Origin of the sequence: Alteromonas sp. S167 (assembly GCF_036864375.1) — a bacterium.
Lineage (GTDB): Bacteria > Pseudomonadota > Gammaproteobacteria > Enterobacterales > Alteromonadaceae > Alteromonas.
The window spans coordinates 86515-107902 of record NZ_JAZETR010000009.1 but is presented as its reverse complement, the minus strand read 5'-3'; the positions used below and the strand labels follow the sequence as shown (position 1 = coordinate 107902).

General features: G+C 45.5%; 23 protein-coding genes. 15 read left to right on the top strand and 8 right to left on the bottom strand.

Going from position 1 to position 21388, the window contains the following annotated elements; genetic code table 11:
* The first annotated feature begins 6 nt into the window (after nucleotides 1-6).
* Nucleotides 7-735 (top strand): glycerophosphodiester phosphodiesterase, encoded by a 729-nt coding sequence (locus V7R35_RS14360; protein ID WP_334015599.1) that lies wholly within the window; start codon nucleotides 7-9, stop codon nucleotides 733-735.
* 44 nt (nucleotides 736-779) lie between these two features.
* Here the strand turns inward: V7R35_RS14360 and V7R35_RS14355 are convergent, their stop codons facing one another.
* The 3 genes from V7R35_RS14355 to V7R35_RS14345 all read right to left on the bottom strand — a co-directional run bounded on the left by V7R35_RS14355 (nucleotide 780) and on the right by V7R35_RS14345 (nucleotide 3698).
* Nucleotides 780-1208, bottom strand: a complete 429-nt coding sequence (locus V7R35_RS14355; RefSeq protein ID WP_334015597.1) for a MerC domain-containing protein — start codon at nucleotides 1206-1208, stop codon at nucleotides 780-782.
* Nucleotides 1209-1495: 287 nt separating this feature from the next.
* Nucleotides 1496-2215 (bottom strand): divergent polysaccharide deacetylase family protein, encoded by a 720-nt coding sequence (locus tag V7R35_RS14350; RefSeq protein ID WP_334015596.1) that lies wholly within the window; start codon nucleotides 2213-2215, stop codon nucleotides 1496-1498.
* Nucleotides 2216-2513: 298 nt separating this feature from the next.
* The gene (locus V7R35_RS14345) at nucleotides 2514-3698 is read right to left on the bottom strand and encodes a murein hydrolase activator EnvC family protein (protein WP_334015595.1); all 1185 of its coding nucleotides are present in this window, start codon (nucleotides 3696-3698) and stop codon (nucleotides 2514-2516) included.
* A 314-nt stretch (nucleotides 3699-4012) separates the two neighbouring features.
* Here V7R35_RS14345 and V7R35_RS14340 point away from each other — a divergent pair, with 314 nt between their 5' ends.
* The 4 genes from V7R35_RS14340 (at nucleotide 4013) to gpsA (ending at nucleotide 6310) form a co-directional block, all read left to right on the top strand.
* Complete coding sequence (locus V7R35_RS14340; protein ID WP_334015594.1) at nucleotides 4013-4438, top strand: rhodanese-like domain-containing protein; 426 nt, start codon at nucleotides 4013-4015, stop codon at nucleotides 4436-4438.
* Between the two features lie 12 nt (nucleotides 4439-4450).
* Nucleotides 4451-4711, top strand: a complete 261-nt coding sequence (gene grxC / locus V7R35_RS14335; RefSeq protein ID WP_334015593.1) for a glutaredoxin 3 — start codon at nucleotides 4451-4453, stop codon at nucleotides 4709-4711.
* 74 nt (nucleotides 4712-4785) lie between these two features.
* Nucleotides 4786-5295: a protein-export chaperone SecB gene (gene secB / locus V7R35_RS14330; RefSeq protein ID WP_334015592.1), complete on the top strand. Its 510-nt coding sequence runs from the start codon at nucleotides 4786-4788 to the stop codon at nucleotides 5293-5295.
* A 10-nt stretch (nucleotides 5296-5305) separates the two neighbouring features.
* Entirely contained in the window at nucleotides 5306-6310 is a 1005-nt protein-coding gene (gene gpsA, locus V7R35_RS14325; protein ID WP_334015591.1) for an NAD(P)H-dependent glycerol-3-phosphate dehydrogenase, read from the top strand.
* An 81-nt stretch (nucleotides 6311-6391) separates the two neighbouring features.
* Here gpsA and trmL read toward each other — a convergent pair whose 3' ends face one another.
* The 4 genes from trmL to V7R35_RS14305 all read right to left on the bottom strand — a co-directional run bounded on the left by trmL (nucleotide 6392) and on the right by V7R35_RS14305 (nucleotide 10189).
* Nucleotides 6392-6856, bottom strand: a complete 465-nt coding sequence (trmL, locus tag V7R35_RS14320; RefSeq protein WP_334015590.1) for a tRNA (uridine(34)/cytosine(34)/5-carboxymethylaminomethyluridine(34)-2'-O)-methyltransferase TrmL — start codon at nucleotides 6854-6856, stop codon at nucleotides 6392-6394.
* 141 nt (nucleotides 6857-6997) lie between these two features.
* Complete coding sequence (locus V7R35_RS14315) at nucleotides 6998-7966, bottom strand: alpha/beta fold hydrolase (RefSeq protein WP_334015589.1); 969 nt, start codon at nucleotides 7964-7966, stop codon at nucleotides 6998-7000.
* Nucleotides 7967-8060: 94 nt separating this feature from the next.
* A complete protein-coding gene (locus tag V7R35_RS14310; RefSeq protein ID WP_334015588.1) occupies nucleotides 8061-9422 on the bottom strand; it encodes an ATP-binding protein in 1362 nt (453 codons plus the stop codon).
* 53 nt (nucleotides 9423-9475) lie between these two features.
* On the bottom strand, nucleotides 9476-10189 hold the full coding sequence (locus V7R35_RS14305; protein WP_334015586.1) for a response regulator: 714 nt from the start codon (nucleotides 10187-10189) through the stop codon (nucleotides 9476-9478).
* A 151-nt stretch (nucleotides 10190-10340) separates the two neighbouring features.
* On the opposite strand from V7R35_RS14305, the gene V7R35_RS14300 reads away from it, so the two are divergent.
* Nucleotides 10341-11180: a Spy/CpxP family protein refolding chaperone gene (locus tag V7R35_RS14300; protein WP_334015585.1), complete on the top strand. Its 840-nt coding sequence runs from the start codon at nucleotides 10341-10343 to the stop codon at nucleotides 11178-11180.
* Between the two features lie 65 nt (nucleotides 11181-11245).
* Here the strand turns inward: V7R35_RS14300 and V7R35_RS14295 are convergent, their stop codons facing one another.
* Nucleotides 11246-11659 (bottom strand): methylglyoxal synthase, encoded by a 414-nt coding sequence (locus V7R35_RS14295; RefSeq protein ID WP_334015584.1) that lies wholly within the window; start codon nucleotides 11657-11659, stop codon nucleotides 11246-11248.
* A 560-nt stretch (nucleotides 11660-12219) separates the two neighbouring features.
* On the opposite strand from V7R35_RS14295, the gene argC reads away from it, so the two are divergent.
* The 9 genes from argC (at nucleotide 12220) to V7R35_RS14250 (ending at nucleotide 21367) form a co-directional block, all read left to right on the top strand.
* The gene (gene argC, locus V7R35_RS14290) at nucleotides 12220-13233 is read left to right on the top strand and encodes an N-acetyl-gamma-glutamyl-phosphate reductase (RefSeq protein WP_334015582.1); all 1014 of its coding nucleotides are present in this window, start codon (nucleotides 12220-12222) and stop codon (nucleotides 13231-13233) included.
* Nucleotides 13230-14039: an acetylglutamate kinase gene (gene argB / locus V7R35_RS14285; RefSeq protein WP_334015581.1), complete on the top strand. Its 810-nt coding sequence runs from the start codon at nucleotides 13230-13232 to the stop codon at nucleotides 14037-14039. The genes argC and argB overlap by 4 nt, the downstream gene beginning before the upstream one ends.
* On the top strand, nucleotides 14036-14947 hold the full coding sequence (locus V7R35_RS14280; protein WP_334015580.1) for an ornithine carbamoyltransferase: 912 nt from the start codon (nucleotides 14036-14038) through the stop codon (nucleotides 14945-14947). The genes argB and V7R35_RS14280 overlap by 4 nt, the downstream gene beginning before the upstream one ends.
* Before the next feature lie 25 nt (nucleotides 14948-14972).
* Complete coding sequence (locus tag V7R35_RS14275) at nucleotides 14973-16184, top strand: argininosuccinate synthase (RefSeq protein WP_334015579.1); 1212 nt, start codon at nucleotides 14973-14975, stop codon at nucleotides 16182-16184.
* Nucleotides 16185-16250: 66 nt separating this feature from the next.
* Nucleotides 16251-17633 carry an argininosuccinate lyase gene (argH, locus tag V7R35_RS14270; protein ID WP_334015578.1) on the top strand — a complete coding sequence of 461 codons (1383 nt, stop codon included), beginning with the start codon at nucleotides 16251-16253 and terminating at the stop codon, nucleotides 17631-17633.
* A gap of 17 nt (nucleotides 17634-17650) precedes the next feature.
* On the top strand, nucleotides 17651-18961 hold the full coding sequence (argA, locus tag V7R35_RS14265) for an amino-acid N-acetyltransferase (RefSeq protein WP_334015577.1): 1311 nt from the start codon (nucleotides 17651-17653) through the stop codon (nucleotides 18959-18961).
* Nucleotides 18962-19126: 165 nt separating this feature from the next.
* Complete coding sequence (locus V7R35_RS14260; RefSeq protein ID WP_334015576.1) at nucleotides 19127-20017, top strand: alpha/beta hydrolase family protein; 891 nt, start codon at nucleotides 19127-19129, stop codon at nucleotides 20015-20017.
* A gap of 148 nt (nucleotides 20018-20165) precedes the next feature.
* Nucleotides 20166-20738, top strand: coding sequence for a TetR/AcrR family transcriptional regulator (locus V7R35_RS14255; RefSeq protein ID WP_334015575.1), 573 nt, complete (start codon nucleotides 20166-20168; stop codon nucleotides 20736-20738).
* A gap of 92 nt (nucleotides 20739-20830) precedes the next feature.
* Nucleotides 20831-21367 carry a hypothetical protein gene (locus tag V7R35_RS14250; RefSeq protein ID WP_334015573.1) on the top strand — a complete coding sequence of 179 codons (537 nt, stop codon included), beginning with the start codon at nucleotides 20831-20833 and terminating at the stop codon, nucleotides 21365-21367.
* Nucleotides 21368-21388 lie beyond the last annotated feature (21 nt).

The following is a 21388-nucleotide window of genomic DNA, read 5'->3' as shown; positions in this document are numbered from 1 at the left end:
AACGTTATGCGCATTTACGCTCACCGCGGCGCGAGTAAAGACGCACCAGAAAACACCTTAAAAGCGTTTTGCTTGGCATTTTCACAACATGCCGATGGCATTGAGTTTGATGTTTATCAGCACGAAAACGGCATTATTGTTTTTCACGACAGAACGTTAAGAAGACGGGCGAACGCCGAAGGGTATTTGCTAGAAACGCCGTGGTCTACGCTACAAACACTCGACATTGGTGACGGTGAACGCATCCCTACGCTAAATGAAACGCTAGGTGTGGTTCCAACAAACAAGTGGTGCAATATTGAAATAAAGCACCTTGTTGACGTTAAGCGCTGGGTAAATGACGTGAAAGCAGCGTTATCACAAAGCCAGATTGCCATTGAGCACGTTTTAGTATCGTCGTTTAATCATCATTGGCTTAAAGCCATTACCGATTTATGGCCAGAAGTTAAGATTGGCGCATTGTCAGCAAGCTACGAATTAGATTGCACGGCCAGTGCCAAAGCGTTAAATGCTTATTCAGTGAATATTGCATTAGATGCGGTAGATAAAACATTTGTACAAACGGTGCTGTCTGAAGGGTTTAATGTGTACGTGTACACCGTAGACGAGCCAAAAGATATGGAAATGTTGGCGCAGTGGGGTGTTACGGGTATTTTTACCAATGTGCCCGAACTAGCAAAAAGAGTCATGGCAAAAAGAGCCTCGGCAAAAGATGCCGTATCGGATAAGTCTTAGTTTAAAAATACTGGCGAAAGCACCTTTTTGCTAGCGCAGTAGCTTTATTTTAGCTCTGTAGATAAATGCTCGCTGAACACAGTGTTCTTGCAACACTTACACTGACGGCATAAGCGCATATTCACCCAATGTCCCGCCACTATTAACATTGCACCTATTGCTATGGTAAAGGGTTCGTAGTGATGTCCGAAGATATCTTTAAACCAATAAATAGCGCCGCCGCTAAATAACAAACCCAACGGGTAAAATTTACCATGGTAACGCAGCGCACCATTTAATAAGGCAAATGCCCCCACAATCAGCGAAAACGATAAAATAGCCCTTTCGAACCATACTTGCGCAAAAAAGCTAGAGCCAATTAACGGAAGTAACGGCACCAAAAGCGGTAACGCGAGACAATGCAGTGCACACAGGCTAGACACCCAAATGCCAAGTCTGTCTAATTTTGCTGGATTATCTTCAATCGGAGTCATTACCACAAATTCTCGTTACCAAAAACATCAATGCTACACGTCGGACGTTATATTATAACAGAGTACGCAGAATGAGAAAGGTAAGCACATTAAATTTTGGACTTACTGAGATCAAAATAGACTAATTGGTAAACCTTGAAATCAAATAAAAGCGTCTTTCCAAAGGTGCTGCACGCCTAACTCGTTGAAAGTTTGCTGATGTGTAAAAGGAAGTTCAAAGGGAAGTGAAAAGCGAATACATGAGAAAACATTGCATTAGAGGCGTTTTAATTCAAATACAGCCAGCCTTATTCGTTTGGCGCAGAGCTAGACATATCGGGAAGACTTGCAGAAGCTAATGCTTCAGTAGGTGCAAAATAATCTGCAACAGACTTTAAGTTAAACCCTTCTGCTTCAAGCGTAGGCAAGTGCTTTTGCAAGAAAGCAATGGTTTCTGGATGAGGATGACCGATAACAACCACCTGCCCACGCTTTTTAGCAATGCGCTTCATGCGATTGAATTGGCGTGATAGAAATGCCTCGCTTAATTCGTGATCGAGAAATACTTGTCTACTTACACTCGGTACACCAACGCGCTCAGCAACTTCCTCGCCTTTTGTTTGCACTGTTGTGCGACTGTCTACAAAGAAAAGTCCTTGGCGCTTTATTTCCTGCATTAGCGCTTCCATAGCCTGCTCTTGACCTGTAAATGCGCTACCCATGTGGTTATTGACACCCACAGCGTTGGGCACGCTTTTAATAGCTCGGCGCAACGTGTGGGTAATAGCACCAGCATACATATCGGTTGATAAACCAAGCGGCCCCATGTTCAGGCCTTTTTGCGACTGCATGGGCATATGAAGCATAACAGCACGCCCTTCTTGCTCAGCGCGTTTGGCAATATCTTCAGAAAGGGGCGTTTGAGGTAGTATTGAAAAAGTTACTTCTTTAGGAAGTGAGAAAGCAGCGACATCGGACGGCCTGTAACCCAGGTCATCTAATATAATTATAATGTCGGACTTTGCCATTACTGCATGGCAAAATAGCCCGCTTAGCACACACAACAGACTTGTTATTATAAGACGCAAGCGCATCTTCAATTATCCATTTATTTATCGTTATTTTTATCTGAAACGCTACTGCGGCGCGTTATATTCTGGCATTTATTAACACCAGTCTTCCCCAAGAAATAACGCGTCTAGGTTTCGTGCACACTAGCTTCGCCTTATTGGCTATCTCTTTGGATAACCTTAGCGCTGACGCTTTAAACTACCGTGCTGTCTTAAAAAGCATACCAATTAATGGGTGATATTCAACTTTTTGCTATTAATTAAACCAAGCACGTGGATTTAACGCCTTGCCTTTATGACGAATTTCAAAATAAAGGTTAGGATATTCTTGTCCACCACTTCGCCCAACCAGCGCAATACGCTCACCTTGTCTTACCTCGTCACCGGCTTGCTTGAGCAATGCCTGATTGTGGCCATAAACACTCATATAGCCTTTTCCGTGATCAATAATAGACACCAGCCCAAAGCCGCGTAACCAGTCAGAATACAGTACTTTACCTGGCGCAATGGAAGTCACCGGATCGCCTTCAGCGCCATCAATAATGATGCCTTTCCAGCGAACCTGCCCCTGTCGTCGATTTCCGAACAAGTTTCTTATTCTTCCATCAACGGGCGATGATAGTTTACCTTTCAGCTTTGCTAATCCGTCTAGCGTAATCTCTGCTTCGCGAGCCGCCCTCTCTGCTGCTATACGTGCGGCTTCAATGGCATCCTTAAGTGCTTGTTCGTCGGCCTGTAACGACGCTATGCGTTGGCTTTCCGAGGCAATGGTGCTTTTTATTTTCTTCAGCGTGGTTTTTCTGTCGTTTTGACGGGTAATTAACACCGCTCGCTGGTTTTCTTGGTCCGCCTGTAGTGATGCCAGCGCCTGTGCCTTTTCTTCAAGTTCAAGCGTTACAGCTTCTAGTCGCGCTACGTTAGCTCTGAAACTTTCAATTTCTTGCTGCCGTGCTTTTGCTACATATTGATAGTAGGTAATAACACGCTCGAAGGTGCGCGCATCGTCTTGGTAGAAGAGCATTTTGGCGTAGTCGTAATGCCCTGCCATAAAGGCACTTTTCAATTGGCTTGAGAGTAACGACTGCTGCTGTCTAATTGCTGCTTTTAATTCACTTTGTTCGTTCTCGAGGGAGGTCTGCTCGCTTTCAACCTTTTCGAGCGATTGCTTAGTGTTTGCTAACGCTTTCGCTACTTTTGCTATTTCAAGCTCAGAGCTTTTCAACACGTCTTCTAGCTCTTGAGCACTTGCTTTACTGTTTTCAAGCACTTGCTGGCGAGCGCGTAGCTCTGCTTGCAGCTCGGCAAGTTTCTCTTTTTGCTGGCCTGCTTGCTCTTGTGCAGCCACTGGAGCAGCCAAACTAAGCGACAAAGCAAGCGCCAAGCCAAAAGCTAGCGCGCAAAAGGTAGCAACATTAAAAACGGTAACAAAGCGATTAAACATGAACAGGGTAATTCGTCTTTTATTAAATTATTGTGCAAAGGTGCTCAGTAAGCCAGTGTATCTGAGGTACAGTGATATGCCCAGTGCAATTTATTCGTAATATCAACCATCTAACATTGTGTTGTGTATTGCACTTTTTTCTTAACTTTACTCTAGATTAAACCATTCTCATCATTTCAAAGTGCTGATTGCAACAATGGCAGGGCTTACAACGTTCACTGCCTACAACATCAAAACATCAGCAGGCTGGTTTCTCGTCTATTTTTCTATATACTTTGCACTCTTTTCAAGGTCTGTAGACAGGGTTAGAGGTAATGGATCAACTAGTTGAATTTGCTGGTAACAATATTGTTCTTGCCGGTATTTGGATAGCGCTTGTGGGTATGCTTATATTTAGCTACATCAGTGCATGGACATCATCAGTAAAAGAAGTAAGTACACACGAAGCAACACTTTTAATGAACAAAAGCGATGCAGTTGTACTTGATACGCGAGCTGCAAAAGAGTTCAAAGCGGGCCATATTTTAGGTGCAAGACAGATAAAACCTGAAGAGTTGCGCGAGAAAAACTTTAAGAAGCTTGAAAACAGTAAAGACAAACCCATTATCGTAGTATGCGCTATGGGTAATCAGGCTCGTGGTACAGCCAATGCGATGCTTAAAGATGGCTTCGCGAATGTTAATGTATTAAAAGGCGGTATGAACGCTTGGCAAAGCGCCAGTCTTCCCGTCTCTAAATAACAGGTAACCGTTATGAGCAAAGTAGAACTTTACACCAAGGGCCACTGCCCATACTGCCATCGTGCAAAAGCACTGCTGACACAAAAAGGTGTAGAATTTATTGAGTACCCAATAGATGTAAAGCCAGAGCTTCGTGACGAAATGATTGAACGCGCAAACGGCGGTTGGACTGTGCCACAGATTTTCATTGACGATCAGCACGTGGGCGGCTGTGATGATATGATGGCTTTAGAAGCTCAGAGCAAACTAAACCCAATGCTGGGTTTAGATTAAAGCAATAAGTAAGCGTCAGCGCTTTTAGCAACGCACTACATTAAATTAAAACGACAAAATTAATAGGAAATACCATGGCTGACGAAAATCAGACAAACAACGGCGACGCAGCGGCAGCACAACCTCAACAGGGCCCGCAGTTTAATATTCAGCGTATCTTCACTAAAGATATCTCTTTTGAGTCGCCTAATGCGCCAGCTGTTTTCATGAAAGAATGGAAACCAGAAATTAAACTGGATATCGATACAAGCACTAACAAGCTTGACGAAAACGTTTATGAAGTAGTGCTATCTGTAACAGTTACTGCAATGCTTGGCGAAGAAACGGGCTTCTTATGTGAAGTACAGCAAGCTGGTATATTCCAAATTGGTGAAATGCCTGACCAAGCAAAAGCACACACGCTTGGTTCGTTCTGCCCGAACATGCTTTTCCCATATGCCCGTGAAACGATTTCAAACCTAGTTAACCGTGGCACATTCCCTCCGCTTAACCTAGCGCCTGTTAACTTTGACGCGATCTTCGCAGCTTACGTGCAAAAACGTGCACAGCAAGCACAAGGCGAAGCACCAAAAATGGACGCCTAATAAGGTGGAGATGAAGTCGAATTCGGTTTCAGTATTAGGGGCGGGGTCTTACGGCACCGCCCTTGCTTTTTGTTTAGCCAGAAATGGCAACCCCACTCTTCTTTGGGGCCGTGATGAAAAGCATATTGCTGAAATGGAAGCGAACCGAGAGAATGCACGTTACCTACCCGGCGCAACCTTTCCTGACGCGCTAGTGGTAAATGGCAATTTAGAAGAAGTGGTAGCTGCCAGCCAAGATATCTTGGTAGTAGTGCCTAGCCATGCATTCTCTGCAATGCTTCAAAGCTTAAAGCCATTACTGAAACCTCATCAACGCATTATTTGGGCTACCAAAGGGCTTGAGCCCAAAACTGGCCGATTACTGCGCGATGTGGCAGAAGAAATATTAGGTACTGACCACCCTCTGGCGGTTTTGTCGGGGCCTACCTTCGCAAAAGAAATGGTAGCAGGTTTACCCACGGCTATTTCACTTTCATCTACCGACGACACACTAAGTGATGAGTTTGCAGCGAAACTCCATTGCGCCAAATCTTTCAGAGTGTATAAAAACTCAGATTTTACTGGTGTGCAGTTGGGCGGCGCAGTGAAAAACGTTATCGCGATAGGCGCAGGCCTTGCCGATGGTCTTGGTTTTGGTGCTAACGCACGCACGGCGCTTATCACGCGCGGATTAGCTGAGCTAACTCGCTTAGGCGTAAAGCTAGGCGCCAACCCTGAAACCTTTATGGGAATGGCAGGCCTTGGCGACCTTGTACTTACCTGTACCGATAACCAGTCGCGTAATCGTCGCTTTGGCCTAGCATTAGGGCAAGGTAAAAGCGTAGACGTAGCCATTGAAGAGATTGGTCAGGTAGTAGAAGGCTACCGGAACACCGAAGAAGTACACGTTCTGTCTGAAAAGGTTGGCGTGGAAATGCCAATTTGCGAGCAAATTTATGCGGTGCTTTATCATGGCAAGTCACCTAAAGATGCAGCATTAGCACTGCTAGGACGAGACTTGAAGCAAGAAGCTTAACAGGCAACTCGCCATTTTAACCGTTAAAAAAAGGCTGCATTGCAGCCTTTTTCTTTTGCTATAGCTTGTACAGATTCGGTTTTATCTTGCCCCTTCGTAACCAAATTGACGCCAGCTTTCATACACAAACACCGACACCGCATTTGATAAATTCATACTGCGACTATCTGGTAGCATGGGAATACGCACGCGCTGCTCTGGCGGTAACGACTGGATATAATCGTCGGGCAATCCTCGAGTTTCGGGGCCAAAGATAAGTGCATCGCCCTTTTGATAGCTTACGTCACTATGAAATGCCTTACCTTTGGTGGTGCAAGCAAATACACGATTAGGTTTAGCATCTTCTAAGTACGCGTCTAAACTAGCGTGGCGCTTAACATGAGCAAACTCGTGGTAATCTAACCCTGCTCGACGCACCCGTTTATCGTCCCATTCAAACCCCAGTGGTTCGATAAGGTGCAACGTAAAACCGCTGTTTGCACACAAGCGAATGATATTACCCGTGTTCGGCGGAATTTCTGGTTGATAAAGTACAATATCTAACATGCTTAAATGCGCTACCCTAGTGCTATTAACTTAACTAAATAAAAACGCGTTAATTTTACAATGAAAAGTACGCAATCATCACGCTTTTCATTTAAGCGCTTTTCACATGTAGCTTTTCAGGTGCACCTACAGAAGGCACGCCTACTCACTGGTAAGGAAATCAAGCATCCGCGCTAGCGTGCGCTCTCTTATGTCATCCGCTTCGGTAAATAACTCGTGGTAAGCCCTTGGCACTATTTCCAGTTCGGTATTCGGCATTTGCTGCGCCACCCGTCGCTGGCGTTTGTTGTCGATAATGCTGTCTGCATCTGCGCTAAACAACAAAGTAGGCGTGGTTATGGCTCTAGCACTATTTTCTATTGTATTCATGGCTTCGTGGGCCGCTTTAAGCCACTCGGTAGTTACACCGCCTAGCTGTATCTCTTGCTCTTCATCATACAGCTCTCTAAACAGCGCATAGCGGGTTTTGCTGTGCGTAAGTTTATTTAATGAATAGGGAAACGCGATATACGGGGTTTGCCCAAAGAAGTAACCAGAATCTTGTTTTTTCATTCTGTTTACCGCTAGACCTGTTCTAATAAGGCCGTTAGCTAACCAGTTCGGAAGCGCAGGCTTAATGCCGAACATGGGCGATGCCAGTACGGCTTTACTAAATAACGTGGGTACGCGAAGTAACGTAAGTGCGCCAATTGCGCCGCCCATGGAATGACATACTAGTTGTAAATCGCCCTGCTGCTTTGGTTTTACTATGGTATTTACGAAGGTAATAACATCGTCTACATAGTCGTCGAAGTGTGCTACATAGCCATGCTGTGGGTCGTTAGTCATGCGTCCAGACAACCCCTGGCCACGGTGATCAAAAATAAACACAGCAAAACCGTTTTGATATAAATCGTAAATGAACTCTTTGTATTTTAAATACGATTCGATGCGCCCAGAACTGATCACTAGCGTAGACTTAGGCGCTGATGGAATGCAGTACGCATAGCGTACGGTTACGTTATCTTTGCCTACGAACTCACTTTCAGTGACATGCTCTTTCCAAAATGGATTGATGTGAGCAGCAAAGGTACTTGCAAGGTTGTTTTCTGACGTGAACGTCCAGTTCATTGTGGCACCTATAAAAACAGGAAATAGACAAAAAGGGCCATCAATACTCTAGCGTATTTACGTGTTGTGCGAGTATGGCTATAAAAGCGTAACGTTAGCTTTTCTTAAAAGCCAACGTAACATGAAGGCCACCAGTATCTGCCGGCACGGCGGTTATATGTCCATGATGCAACTCCACGGCAGCTTTTGCAATGGATAAACCCAAGCCCACACCACCGGACTCTCGTTCACGGGCTAATGAAGCACGATAAAACGGCGCAAAGATTCGCTCGCACTCTTGCGACGACAAGCCCTCTCCATCGTCAACGATATGCAAAGACCAAAAATCATCGTCATCACTAAAGTACACTTCTGTTGATGCGCGGCTGTGCCTTATTGCATTGCGCAATACATTTTCAACCGCTCTACACAGCATTACTGCGTCTACATTTACGGTAAAAGTAGGAACTTCAAATACCACCAGCTGTTTATTGCTATTCACCGCCTCAAAGTGTGCGTCGGTAAACACCTCTTTTAGTACATCAGGCAGTGGTGTTGCACTTAGCTTTATCTCGCCTGCCTCTGCGCGACTCAACGCGAGAAGCTGATCAATAAGCGACGCCATTCTGTCGGCCTCTCTTTCTACCCGCTCAAGTGTTGCGGGGTCGACATTTTGTTGATGCGCAAGCCCTAACGCCATCTGCAAACGGGCAAGAGGTGACCGCAGCTCGTGAGAAACATCTGCAAGCAGACGCTTCTGCGCCCCCCACATAGCCTCTAGCTGCTCGGCCATTTTATTAAAGTCTCTAGCCAGTTGACCTAGCTCGTCTTGGCGGTTTGACGTAGGCCCTACTCGTGACTGCCATTCACCGCCAGCAAGGCGTTTTACCGAACCTTGAATATGCAAAATAGGGTTGGTAAACGTTCTGGCGAAAAGCCAGCTAAGCAATGTAGTAGTGATAAGCGCAATAATAAGGAACAGTACAATAGGCGGTGTTTTTTTCTCAGGTAAGTCGAACTTGGCAGAAAAAAGCGCGTAGCGTTCCCCTCTTCGCTCAAAGAACAGAGGCCCAACAAGCTTAAGTGCTCCACGCTTAATCGCAATTGGGGACGCTTGTTTGGCTAATCGCTTCAAATCACGAATGTCGTTCTCTCGAAGCGGCGGCCCCATCGACATAACAATGTCTTGTGTGGCGGTATTCACGGCAATAAGGCGGCCTCGTAAACTACGTGCGTTGCGATTAACCACTTCTTGTAAAGGCATTCGCGCAAGGCGCGGGCGATCGAAACGTTGAGTAATGCTTGTTAATGTAGCAAGTTCATCGGGCGTTATCTCAGACACTTCTAAATCAACAAAAAATAATCGTGCACCCCATATAGCCAGCAGTGCGGTAACAATAAATGTTACCCAAAACCACAGGAATAGACGCCCCATAATGGCACGTGCGGGGTTTATATTTTCGAGCAAAGTTTTCAATGCTAGTCTCTTTTAATGTTATCTCTTTCGGTCACTAATTTTGCTTTTCATTTTTAATTGGACCCTGTCAGCAGCATGTAGCCAATACCGCGAATGGTCTTTATTTTTTCGTCCACCGATACAGCATTTATTTTCTTTCGCAAATTACTCACATGCATATCAATACTTCTATCAAAGGCCTGAAGTGGCTTGCCCAATACCTTCAAACTAATCTCTTCTTTGGTTACGCGTTTTGCGGCGTGCAACATAAGTAAACGCAGTATGGAAAATTCTGTAGATGTTAACGATAGAGGCTCGCCGTCAACGTTTGCAGTTTGGCTACTTGGGCTTAAATGCACACCGTTAACCAGTAAGTCTTGCTCTACCCCATTACCCGCTGCAGCCATATTGTGGCGACGCACGATAGCTTTTATTCTTGCCACTAGCTCACGGTGATTAAACGGTTTAGGTAAGTAATCGTCAGCTCCCATCTCTAAACCGAGTATTCGGTCGTAATCGTCGCCTCTGGCAGTAAGCATTAGCACGGGTGTTGCATGACTTGCTCGCAATTTTTTAAGCACATCGAAGCCATCCATTTTTGGCATCATTACATCAAGCAATATCATGTCGTAATGATGACCAGACACCGCTTCTTCTAGCCCTGCTTCACCATCGTTACGCACTTGCACTTTGTACCCCATACTCTCTAAATAAGTAGATAGCATGTCGGTTAATTCTTTATCGTCATCAATAACTAATAACGACTGAAAGTGAAAATCTGAACTCATTAATTGTCTCTCGCTGCTTACGCTTACTATATCTTTTCAGACCGTTACAATCTCTAAACGTTGGCACCTTTACACAAGCTTTACGTTACCTTGACTGCATTCTTTTCACAAAGCGATAGGATTACATTGTCCGAACAACTAGGAGACGACAATGAATAAAGTCATTATTGCCGGTGCAATTATCGCAGCATGCAGCATTAGCAGCTTTGCAATAGCCAAGCATAGCAGTAACGCAATGCGTCACCACGAGCCGGTTGAACAAATTGTAAAACACCTACGCGGCCTGTCGTTAACAGAAGCTCAGCGTAGTGAAATGAAAGTACTGTTTGCAAACTTTCGTGCAACGCATCAAAACGACAACGAACGTACTTTTGAGCGCCCCTCATTCGAAATGGCTAACGCCAGTGAAGCCGAACTTACCCAGTTCATTGAAGGGAAAATAGAAACTTCGGCTTCAAAACGCTTTGCTTTTGCACAACTGCGTCACGACATTTATGCGTTGCTTACGCCTTCGCAGCAGCAATTGCTAGAAGAAAAAGAGGCTGAGCGTGAAGCGCGTCACGAGGAACGCTTACTAGCAAGGCAAGACAAAATGGAGAAGCGTAATGCACGTTTTGACCACTTTGATCGAGGTGAACGAAACAGCGAGCGCGGCGGGCGAAACGGCATGTTCAAGGGCTTAGATTTAACACGTGAACAGAAAGCATCGCTTAAGGCCCTAAGAGAAGAGGCTTCAGTATCTTATGAAACGCATAAAGTGGTAATGCGTGACTTTAGAGAAGCACAACAGGCGTTAGTAAGAAGCGACGCTTTTTCAGAAGACGCCTTTTACGCCTTATTTGCGCAGTATAAAGACAACTTAGTTGCTGCCGGCGTAGCGAAGGCGAAGCACAAGCAAGCCATGTTCGCAGTACTAACTGAATCGCAGCAGCAAACCTTAAAAGCACGTCGTACCGAAGAGCGCGAACTTCGAGACATGTTATCGCTTTAGCATTAACACTGTTTATCTGTCAGCGCTGTCATTACTCGCACTCTGCGATGACAGCGCTTTTTTATTTATTCGAATCGAGGCTTTGTTGGTTTGTAGTCTGGTGACAAAAACAAAGGCGATGTAATAACAAGATCGGCCGTAGCAGGCGTACATGCCACCGGCACATTCCATACTGAACACAAGCGAAGCAGTGCTTTTACGTCTGGGTCGTGGGGCGCTGCATTTAACGGGTCCCAGAAAAAAAACAATCCATCGAGCTTATTTTCCGCAATAAGCGCACCTATTTGTTGATCCCCGCCTAAAGGACCACTTTTAAAACGCGTAACGTCCAACCCCGTTTTTTCTGCAATAAGCCCCCCTGTTGTGCCCGTGGCCACAAGGTTGCATTGCGCTAATATTGCTTGATGTTGTTGTACCCAAGCCAGTAACTCTGACTTTTTATGGTCGTGTGCAACAAGCGCTATGGTTAGCTTGTCCATTCCTTATCCTTAACCTGTAAAGATTACGTTTAATACCTACTGTGTTTTTACACCTTCATCGTACTACTTTGCCCCAAGTAATGGCACTTTGTAGAAATACGTACTCAATGCTCAGCTTGAATTATAAATATTCATTTTTCTTTTTACTGTGTCAACCAATTGTAACAACTCAGAATGTAAACTCTTTTTACAAATGAAGAGCGCAGGCCAGCGAAATAAATAAAAAATATTTATACATTTTTATTGCATAAAAATTCAATAAAGATAAACTAGCATACGGTTTAAGCATCTAACCCATACTTGGGTTATCAAAATTAGGAACTGAAGATGACACAACCAACTCACGCTGTTGGTTCATTTGATCATAGCGATAAAGAGTTAACCTCTCCCCTGGCTAGCTACGCGCTGCAGAACGTGCGACGACGCGTGCACTCTTCTATGCTTTTGCGTTAGCACACTTTTTACCTTTGTGATGTGGTAGCGGTTAGGCAAGGGATTACGCCCAACCAGTTCACAAAGGTAAAAAGTGATTTTTTTCTCCATTTATTGAATTTTAAATTATGTATAACGTTTCAATTATTGGCGCCAGTGGTTACACCGGAGCACAACTTGTTCAGCTGGTGAAGCAGCACCCTTTGTTGTCGCTTCACAGCACCTATGTTTCTGAAAAAAGTAACGATGCAGGTAAACAGATAGGTTCGCTTCACGGAAATCTAGCGCATGTGGATAGCGTACTCACCCCAATATCTGCTGAAGCACTGACCATGCTGGCAAACAATGTGGATTTTATATTTCTTGCCACGCCGCATGAGGCTAGCCATGACTGGATGCCTACGCTTACGTCGGGCAAAGCCAAGGTGCTGGATTTGTCAGGCGCCTTTAGACTAAAAGATACCGATGTATTCGCTAGCTATTATGGCTTTGAACATCAACAAACAGCGTGCTTACAAAAAGCGGTTTATGGCCTTGCTGAATGGTATTCAGAGAGCATTGCAAGCGCCAGTGTTATTGCCGTGCCGGGCTGTTACCCTACTGCCAGCCTAAGTGCACTTAAGCCGCTTTCCGAGAACAACTTGCTGGATGATGCCGTTAGGCCAGTAATTAATGCCGTGTCTGGCGTGTCGGGCGCCGGCAGAAAAGCCAGCCTTACCACCAGCTTTTTTGAAGTAAGCCTTCAGGCTTATGGCGTGCTAGGGCATCGCCACACACCTGAAATAGAAGCGTATTTAGGCACGCCCGTGATATTCACACCGCACCTAGGCAACTTTAAACGGGGCATATTAGCCACGGTTACCGTGAAGGTGAAACAAGGTGTTACCAGCGCGCAACTTGAACAAGCGTATACGCAGGCCTATGCTGATAAACCTATTGTACGTTTGCGTGAAAGCTTTCCAAAAATAGATGACGTCGCGAACACGCCTTTTGTTGATTTGCATTGGAAGTTAGATGAAACATCGGGGTATGCGGTAGTGACCGCCGCAATAGACAACGTAATGAAAGGCGCTGCTTCTCAAGCCATTCAATGCCTAAACATTATGACAGCACAGCCAGTAGAGACAGGGTTAGTACTATGAGCCGTTCACCAGTTGTTATAAAAGTGGGTGGTGCATTACTTGACGATGCACCCGCCATGGCCCGTTTATTTTTAAGCGTTAAAGAAGTTCAGGCCGAACGCCCTGTTGTGATTGTTCACGGTGGCGGGCCTCTGGTTGAAACGCTGATGGCAAGCCTTGGACTGAAAAGCAGCAAAATTGACGGGCTACGCGTAACGCCCGACGAGCACATGCCCTATATTTGTGGCGCACTTGCAGGCTCGGCGAATAAACAACTTTGCGCCGCAGCCATTGCCAGCGGCCTTACGCCTGTAGGCCTATCGTTACTAGACGGCAACATGGTGGTTTGTGAGCCACTTGCCGATAAATATGGTGCGGTTGGCGTACCTTCTACGTCTAACGCCGCATTTCTAAAAAATGTATTAGCCCAGCACACGCTTCCTATCATCAGCTCTATTGGCTCTAGCCCTCAAGGCAGGTTGCTTAACGTAAATGCCGACCAAGCGGCAACGGTAATCGCAGAGCTTCTAGATGCCGAACTGCTGCTACTTTCAAATGTAGATGGCGTACTAGACGCTAATAAAATGCTACTACGTGAACTCAATGCACAAAGTATCGCCCATTACGCCAGTGAAGGCGTTATTACCGACGGTATGAAAGTAAAAGTGGATGCGGCGCTTGCGTCTGCAGACACGCTCAAACGCCCTGTATACATCGCGAATTGGATAGCCGATATCGCCGACATTCTTAATCAAAACACAGGTACACAAATACTACCTACAAAAGCTGCGGGTGCAGTTTCGCAGCAAGCCGGAGACGTACAATGAAACAGGACCTACTTACCTTTGCAAACTGGTCACCAGAGGCAATGAAAAACTTGCTGCAATTGGCAGTAGAAATTAAACAAGCGCCAGCAAGCTACAGCAATGTATTAGCCGGCAAATCGGTAGTGGCCCTGTTTGAAAAGCCGTCTTTACGCACACGCGTAAGCTTCGACATTGGTATTAATAAGCTTGGCGGTCACATGGTGTATTTAGATGTTCAGTCGGGCAAATTAGCGGGTCGTGAAGATGCAGTAGATACCGCAGCAAACTTGGCCTGCTGGGCCGATGCTATTGTAGCGCGCGTGTTTTCACACAGTACCCTCGAAACCTTTGCCAAGGCCGCTGATGTACCCATTATTAATGCACTGTGCGACAAATATCACCCGTGCCAAGGCTTAGCCGACTATCTCACCATGTTTGAGCGTTTTGGAAAAACAGAAGGGTTAACCATGGCGTATGTGGGTGATGGCAACAACGTTACACATTCACTGTTAATTGTGGGTGCATTACTTGGCTGTAATCAAGTGGTAGTAACACCAGAAGGCCACGAAGCAAGTGCCGAAATAGTAGCGCAGGCACAAGCCATTGCCGATAAAACGGGCGTTTCTATTGTGCAAAGTCATGATTTAAGTGCAGCAAACGGTGCTGATGTTATTTACACCGACACGTGGCTTTCTATGGGAGACGATACGCCGCTTGAAGCCATTAAAGAAAAATTCGCACCTTATCAGGTAAACGAGGCGCTCATGGAGGCAACCGGTGCAAGCTATGTAATGCACTGTCAGCCAGCTCATCGCGACCTAGAAATTACAGGCTCGTTAATTGATAGTGATAAATCGCTATTAATGCAGCAAGCCGAAAACAGAATGCATGGCCAGAACGCCATCCTTACTCAATTGCTTAGTGCTTAAGAAGACGCTTAAGAGGATTACTTAAATGCAAAACGTTAAAAAAATTGTGCTGGCCTATTCTGGCGGGCTTGATACTTCAGCCATTATTCCATGGCTAAAAGAAAACTACGGCTGTGAAGTGGTTGCATTCGCGGCAGATGTTGGCCAAGGCGATGAAGAACTTGAAGGCCTCCATGAAAAAGCGATTGCGTCAGGTGCGAGTGAATGCCACATCGTTGACTTAAAAGAAGAGTTTGTCAGCGACTATATCTTCCCAACTATTACCACAGGTGCCGTTTACGAAGGTGAATATCTACTTGGTACCTCTATGGCACGTCCTGTGATTGCAAAAGCGCAGGTAGAAATTGCCCGTAAAGTAGGTGCTGATGCACTTTGTCATGGCTGTACGGGTAAAGGCAACGACCAAGTGCGTTTTGAAAGTACATTTGCTGCCCTAGCTCCAGATCTTACCGTAATCGCGCCATGGCGTGAGTGGGACATGGTAAGCCGTGAAGACTTACTTGCCTACCTTGCAGAGCGCAATATTGCTACTACTGCATCGGCCACCAAAATATACAGCCGCGATGCAAACGCATGGCACATCTCTCATGAAGGCGGTGAACTTGAAGATCCGTGGCAAGAGCCTACCAAGCAAGTGTGGACCATGACCGTTGATCCTGAAGATGCACCAGATACACCAGAGCGCGTAACCCTGTCGTTCAACGAAGGTGCGCTTACCCATGTTGATGGTGAAGCATTATCGCCTTATCAAGCGCTGGTTAAGCTAAACACCATAGCCGCTGCCCACGGTGTGGGACGAATCGATATTGTTGAAAACCGCCTTGTGGGTATGAAGTCACGTGGCTGTTATGAAACACCAGGAGGCACCGTATTGCTGAAGGCCTACAAAGCCCTTGAAACTATGGTGCTAGATAAAGCTGCACTTAAATACCGTGAGCAAATTGGCCTTGAGTTCTCACATGTAATGTACGACGGCCGTTGGTTTACTGCGCTGAATGATGCGCTATTAGCAGGCGCTGCATCTTTTGCGAAGAAAGTAACGGGCGACATCGTAGTTAAGCTATACAAAGGCCAAGCTACGGTAACCCAGCGTCGTTCACCTAATAGCCTTTACTCTGAAGACTTTGCCACCTTTGGTGCCGATGACGTATACGACCAAAAACACGCAGAAGGCTTTATTCGCCTGTTTAGCCTTTCAAGTCGTATCGAAGCACTAAAAAAGCAAGGCGAGCAATAAGCGCTATTTGAAAGCGTTTCTTGATAGACAAAGCATAGGCAAAGAACAGCATTTAAGGAGCAGCACATGGCGTTGTGGGGTGGTCGGTTTGAATCCGGCGCAAGTAGTATGTTTAAACAGGTTAACGACTCGCTACCGTTTGACCAAGTAATGGCAAGCCAAGATATTCAAGGCTCGATAAGCTGGTCGAGAGCGCTTCAAAAAGCAGGCGTATTGACTGCCGATGAACAAGTGAAGCTTGAAGCTGCACTTAACGAGTTAAAAGCACAGGCTGAAGCCGGTGAATTAGACTTTAATGCATCTAGCGAAGAAGACATTCATAGTTTTGTAGAAGCCGCGCTTATTGAAAAACTTGGTGACATTGGACGTAAACTGCATACAGGGCGCAGCCGTAACGACCAAGTAGCCACTGACTTTCGTTTGTGGGTACGCGAACATATTGCCTCACTTCGTGCTGACGTTTTAGGTGTAATCAAATCGCTGCTTAATGTTGCTAGTCGTCATCAAGAAGCCATCATTCCCGGATACACCCATTTACAACGCGCACAGCCTATTCACTTTGCGCATTGGTGCTTAGCCTATGTAGAAATGCTAAAACGTGATTTAAGCCGCTTAGACGACTTAAAAGTGCGCATGAATCAATGCCCGTTAGGCTCAGGCGCTTTAGCAGGCACTACCTTTCCTGTTGATCGCCACGCTATTGCTCAGGAGCTAGGCTTTGACTCTCCATGTTTGAATAGCTTAGACGCTGTTTCAGACAGAGACTTCGTACTGGAACTCTTGTTTGTTGCTAGTACCAGCATGATGCACTTGTCACGTTTAGCCGAAGATATGATTTTTTATAATTCAGGCGAAGCAGGCTTTCTTCAATTAGGCGATAGCGTAACGTCTGGTTCATCGCTAATGCCACAAAAGAAAAACCCCGATGCACTAGAACTTATGCGCGGTAAATGTGGCCGTGTTTTTGGTTCACTTCAAGCGCTGTTGGTTACCATGAAAGGTCTTCCCCTTGCGTATAATAAAGATATGCAGGAAGACAAAGAAGGTGCCATTGATACCGTAAACCAATGGCATATTTGTTTATGCATTGCCAGCGAAGTGCTGGACTCGCTTCAGCTTAATGAAGAGCGCTGTCGTGTTGCGGCAACACAAGGTTTCTCGAATGCCACTGAACTGGCCGACTACCTAGTAGGAAAAGGTGTGCCGTTTAGAACAGGTCACGATATTGCCGGTCGCGTAGTACTTCAGGCCATTGAAAAAGGCTGTGCTATTGAAGACTTGCCGCTTGGTGACTTGCAGGCCATTTGCGACAAAATTGAAGACGACGTTTACCCGGTATTACAGCTGGAATACGGCGTAAACCAGCGCAATATTTTAGGCGGCACGAGCAAAGAGACTGTCACAAAGGCACTTTATCAAGAGCTAGAAAGCTTGGACAAACAAGGCTAGCAGTAAAGGACGCGCACATGGTATTAGCACATCACGATGGCATAAAACTGTTTCGCAGCTCGCTGCCATACATAAATGCCCATCAGGGAAAAACCTTTGTTTTGATGTTCGGTGGCGAAGCCATCGAACACCCCAACTTCCCTAACATCATTCACGACATTGCTCTGCTTAATAGCTTAGGAGTTCGCGTAGTGGTGGTGCATGGTGCTCGCCCTCAAATAGACCAGCGCGTGGCACTTCGCAATATTGAAGGGCGCTTCGACAATGGTGTGCGTATTACCGACAAACAAACCCTTGAATGTGTGAAGGATGCCGCAGGCTCGGTACGTTCTCAGGTTGAAGCATTACTTACTATGGGGCTGCCGAATTCGCCGATGCATGGCTCGCAAATACGCGTGTGCTCCGGCAACTTGGTAGTGGCAAAGCCTATGGGAGTGCGAAACGGCGTAGACTTTGAAAACACTGGCCTCGTTCGACGCGTCGACACCACAGGTATAAACGATCATCTTAACGATGGCTCTATTGTGCTGTTGTCGCCAATGGGATATTCCTCTACCGGTGAAGTATTTAATTTATCTCATGAAGATGTGGCAACGCAGGCAGCCATTGCGCTTAAAGCAGACAAGCTAATTGTGTTTTCAAATTTTGACGGTATATACAATCGCGAAGGCAAGCTTTTACGCACAATAGAGCGCCCCCAGTTAGAACAGCATATGTTAGCCGGTGATATCACCACCGAAGATACCGTGCTTAGCGCTTTAACCACCAGCGTTGCAGCAGGTGTACCGCGTGCACACTGCATTAGCTTCGAACAAGATGGTGCTTTGCTACAAGAACTGTTTACCCGCGACGGTACTGGCTCGTTGGTAATGGAGCACCATTATGAACAGCTTCGCGCAGCAACCATCGACGATGTAGGCGGTATTTTACGGCTTATTAAACCGTTGGAAGAAAGTGGCGTGTTAGTCAAGCGCTCTCGTGAACGCTTAGAAAACGAAATTAACCAGTTTATTGTAATAGTGCGTGACGGGATGATCATCGCCTGCGCTGCACTTTACTTATACCCAGAAGACGGCTGTGCGGAGCTTGCTTGCGTAGCTACTCATCAAGATTATCGCGGCAAGAACAGGGGCGAACGTATTCTTGAAGAAGTAAGACAACGCGCGAAAGATGCAGGTATTAACACGGTATTTGTGCTAACTACCGTTACGGCTCATTGGTTTTTAGAACAAGGTTTTGAGCCTGCAGACATTAGTGCCTTGCCGTCGGTTAAAAAAGAACTGTACAACTTTCAGCGTAACTCGAAAGTATTCACCCTTATTGTGTAACTAGGCATAGGTAAACAGTTCAAGCACCGTGCTTTTGATAAGCGTACATAAACAAATATCACTAAAATAAATACGCACTATATTGCTTTTTCACACGCTTCACGTTTTACTGGTAAGACCAGATAGCTTTAATAAAGTCTGCAACAAGAAGTAATAGGATGCGTTGTGAATGATATTGTGAGTGATATTGCAAATAGCATTGAGATTAATGATATTTCGGTGACATGTAATGATGGTACATGTTTAAGAGCTACCGTTTTCTCTCCAAGTACCCAAGCTAAAGGCGCCATTATGGTGGGGCCTGCAACGGGCATTAAACGACAGTTTTACAGCGCATTTGCCACTTATCTATGTGAACAAGGTTTTGGTGTTATCACCTTCGACAATAGGGGCATTGGCGAGTCGGCACAGGTGCCAGTAAGCAAGAGCGATGCATCTTTGATAACCTGGGGCGAACAGGATATGCCTGCTGTACTTGAGGCGTTGAAAGCTCAATTCCCTAACGTGCCCTATTTTTTAGTTGGTCATAGTGCTGGCGGCCAGTTACTTGGTTTAATGCATAATGTGCATGACTTAACCGCGTTTTGTAATTTTGGAAGCTCATCAGGTAGCTTGCGCAACATGCGCAAAGGCTACTTGGTAAAAGCGCACTTCTTTATGAATTTCTATATCCCCGTAAGTAACTTGTTGTTTGGCCATACAAAGTCACAGTGGGTAGGTATGGGAGAGCCCCTTCCTAAGAAGGTGTCGCGACAATGGCAACAATGGTGTAACGGTTCAGGTTACGTTAAAACCGCATTTGGGAAAGAGGTTAAAACGCACCATTACGACAACATTTCACTCCCGTCAAAGTGGCTATTGGCTACTGATGACGATATCGCCAACATTACCAACGTACACGATATGATCAGTGTGTTTCCGAATATGGAAGCCGAAGTAGAAGAGCTTAACCCGCGCGACCACAAGGTAAGTGAAATAGGCCATATGAAGTTCTTTTCTCGCAAATGCAACCATTTATGGCCAAAAGTAATCCACTACTTTGCGCAATATCTATAGCACAATAGCAGGCTTACCTTGTTATACAGTACGAAACGCAACTGTTATTTTTTTCAACGTAAGCCTACGCAACTTTTCACTTTGTTTTCTATAGTTATAACTGCGTTATAGCAACAGCACATGTGCGCCTAACACACGGTTATTTCTAATGCATAATAAAGAAAGAATTCTACATTCGGCCTCTGAGATTTTTATATCAGACGGCTTTGACGCCCTCAGCGTGCGAAACATTGCTCAGAAGGCAGGCCTATCCACCATTGGTATATACAGTCACTTTAAGGGCAAGCAGGGCATAATAGATGCGCTATTTATTGACGCCTGTGAAAAGCTTTATCAGGCCATTGATGCAGCTCAAGGTAATACCAGTTCAGATAAAGTCATCGATGCCTGCGAGCGCATTGTGTTGTTTTCAAAACATCACCGTGCACATTATCAGCTTATTTTCGGCAATACTGAAGGCCACACAACCTTGTCAGATGAGGCATCACAGGCTTTCCAGAAGCTTGAGAACAGCTTGATTACGCTAACAGCCGCTATTCCAAAGAGAACGCCCTCAGAGTCGAAAGCCTATTCGCTTGGTTCACAAATATGGGCGTTAGTGCATGGTTTCATTAGCTTAAATAGTATTCAAAAACTGCCCGATAGTGCAGGAAGTGATTGGTCTGAAAAGGCTGCTCAAGCGGTTCGTTTGCATGTTTATGCTATTGCCGCTACGCAGTAAACCTTTGTATTAAATTCCCGTTAGGCATGCGCTAAACCAAGCAAAAAACGTAAAGACGTAGTGGTATTGATAAAACGTTTTCGGGTGTCGCTATGAAAAAAGTAATTTTTGCTACGGCTTTTATTGCAATAACCGTCGCTATCAGTGGCGTGTTCTCTTATAGCGTACTTGACGAAAGCGCACAAAAAGCCGAAGAACTCAATTTTATGGGTAGTCAGGGGTGGCGATGGCATGATGAACTTGCGCGACTGCAAATAAAAAGCGTGGACGGTCAGTTGCCTGCATTACGTCAGGTGTCTGGTAATAGACACTACGCATCCCTTGTTACCATGAGTCAAGACGGCGAGTACCGAGGATTTGTGTTCTTCGACGTCGACTGCGAGGAAGGCTCAATCATTACCAACGCACGTGTGGATGAATGGAATAATACTCGAGTTAGTGATGATCCCTCCCTTCAAGTATTGCACTGCCTTCGCGGCAAATTAGTGTCGATGAAAACATGGCAAAACGTACCCTCTGACGTATGGGAAGGACAAATAGGCGAGTTTCAGTTTCGTGTTGAGTTTAAAAACTGGGATTTCACGGTACTTCAACGCGCCTATTTAAAAAGCACTGCCGAACTAATCTAGCGCTTACATAGAATATGTAGT

What these genes read in the sequence shown, in the direction of transcription:
- V7R35_RS14355 (WP_334015597.1), bottom strand. Translation starts at nt 1,208, where the DNA reads ATGACTCCGATTGAAGATAATCCAGCAAAATTAGACAGACTTGGCATT.
- V7R35_RS14360 (WP_334015599.1), top strand. Translation starts at nt 7, where the DNA reads ATGCGCATTTACGCTCACCGCGGCGCGAGTAAAGACGCACCAGAAAAC.
- gpsA (WP_334015591.1), top strand. Translation starts at nt 5,306, where the DNA reads ATGAAGTCGAATTCGGTTTCAGTATTAGGGGCGGGGTCTTACGGCACC.
- V7R35_RS14350 (WP_334015596.1), bottom strand. Translation starts at nt 2,215, where the DNA reads ATGGCAAAGTCCGACATTATAATTATATTAGATGACCTGGGTTACAGG.
- V7R35_RS14315 (WP_334015589.1), bottom strand. Translation starts at nt 7,966, where the DNA reads ATGAACTGGACGTTCACGTCAGAAAACAACCTTGCAAGTACCTTTGCT.
- V7R35_RS14345 (WP_334015595.1), bottom strand. Translation starts at nt 3,698, where the DNA reads ATGTTTAATCGCTTTGTTACCGTTTTTAATGTTGCTACCTTTTGCGCG.
- V7R35_RS14295 (WP_334015584.1), bottom strand. Translation starts at nt 11,659, where the DNA reads ATGGACAAGCTAACCATAGCGCTTGTTGCACACGACCATAAAAAGTCA.
- argB (WP_334015581.1), top strand. Translation starts at nt 13,230, where the DNA reads ATGAGCCGTTCACCAGTTGTTATAAAAGTGGGTGGTGCATTACTTGAC.
- V7R35_RS14275 (WP_334015579.1), top strand. Translation starts at nt 14,973, where the DNA reads ATGCAAAACGTTAAAAAAATTGTGCTGGCCTATTCTGGCGGGCTTGAT.
- argC (WP_334015582.1), top strand. Translation starts at nt 12,220, where the DNA reads ATGTATAACGTTTCAATTATTGGCGCCAGTGGTTACACCGGAGCACAA.
- V7R35_RS14305 (WP_334015586.1), bottom strand. Translation starts at nt 10,189, where the DNA reads ATGAGTTCAGATTTTCACTTTCAGTCGTTATTAGTTATTGATGACGAT.
- V7R35_RS14255 (WP_334015575.1), top strand. Translation starts at nt 20,166, where the DNA reads ATGCATAATAAAGAAAGAATTCTACATTCGGCCTCTGAGATTTTTATA.
- argA (WP_334015577.1), top strand. Translation starts at nt 17,651, where the DNA reads ATGGTATTAGCACATCACGATGGCATAAAACTGTTTCGCAGCTCGCTG.
- secB (WP_334015592.1), top strand. Translation starts at nt 4,786, where the DNA reads ATGGCTGACGAAAATCAGACAAACAACGGCGACGCAGCGGCAGCACAA.
- argH (WP_334015578.1), top strand. Translation starts at nt 16,251, where the DNA reads ATGGCGTTGTGGGGTGGTCGGTTTGAATCCGGCGCAAGTAGTATGTTT.
- V7R35_RS14280 (WP_334015580.1), top strand. Translation starts at nt 14,036, where the DNA reads ATGAAACAGGACCTACTTACCTTTGCAAACTGGTCACCAGAGGCAATG.
- V7R35_RS14340 (WP_334015594.1), top strand. Translation starts at nt 4,013, where the DNA reads ATGGATCAACTAGTTGAATTTGCTGGTAACAATATTGTTCTTGCCGGT.
- V7R35_RS14250 (WP_334015573.1), top strand. Translation starts at nt 20,831, where the DNA reads ATGAAAAAAGTAATTTTTGCTACGGCTTTTATTGCAATAACCGTCGCT.
- trmL (WP_334015590.1), bottom strand. Translation starts at nt 6,856, where the DNA reads ATGTTAGATATTGTACTTTATCAACCAGAAATTCCGCCGAACACGGGT.
- V7R35_RS14300 (WP_334015585.1), top strand. Translation starts at nt 10,341, where the DNA reads ATGAATAAAGTCATTATTGCCGGTGCAATTATCGCAGCATGCAGCATT.
- grxC (WP_334015593.1), top strand. Translation starts at nt 4,451, where the DNA reads ATGAGCAAAGTAGAACTTTACACCAAGGGCCACTGCCCATACTGCCAT.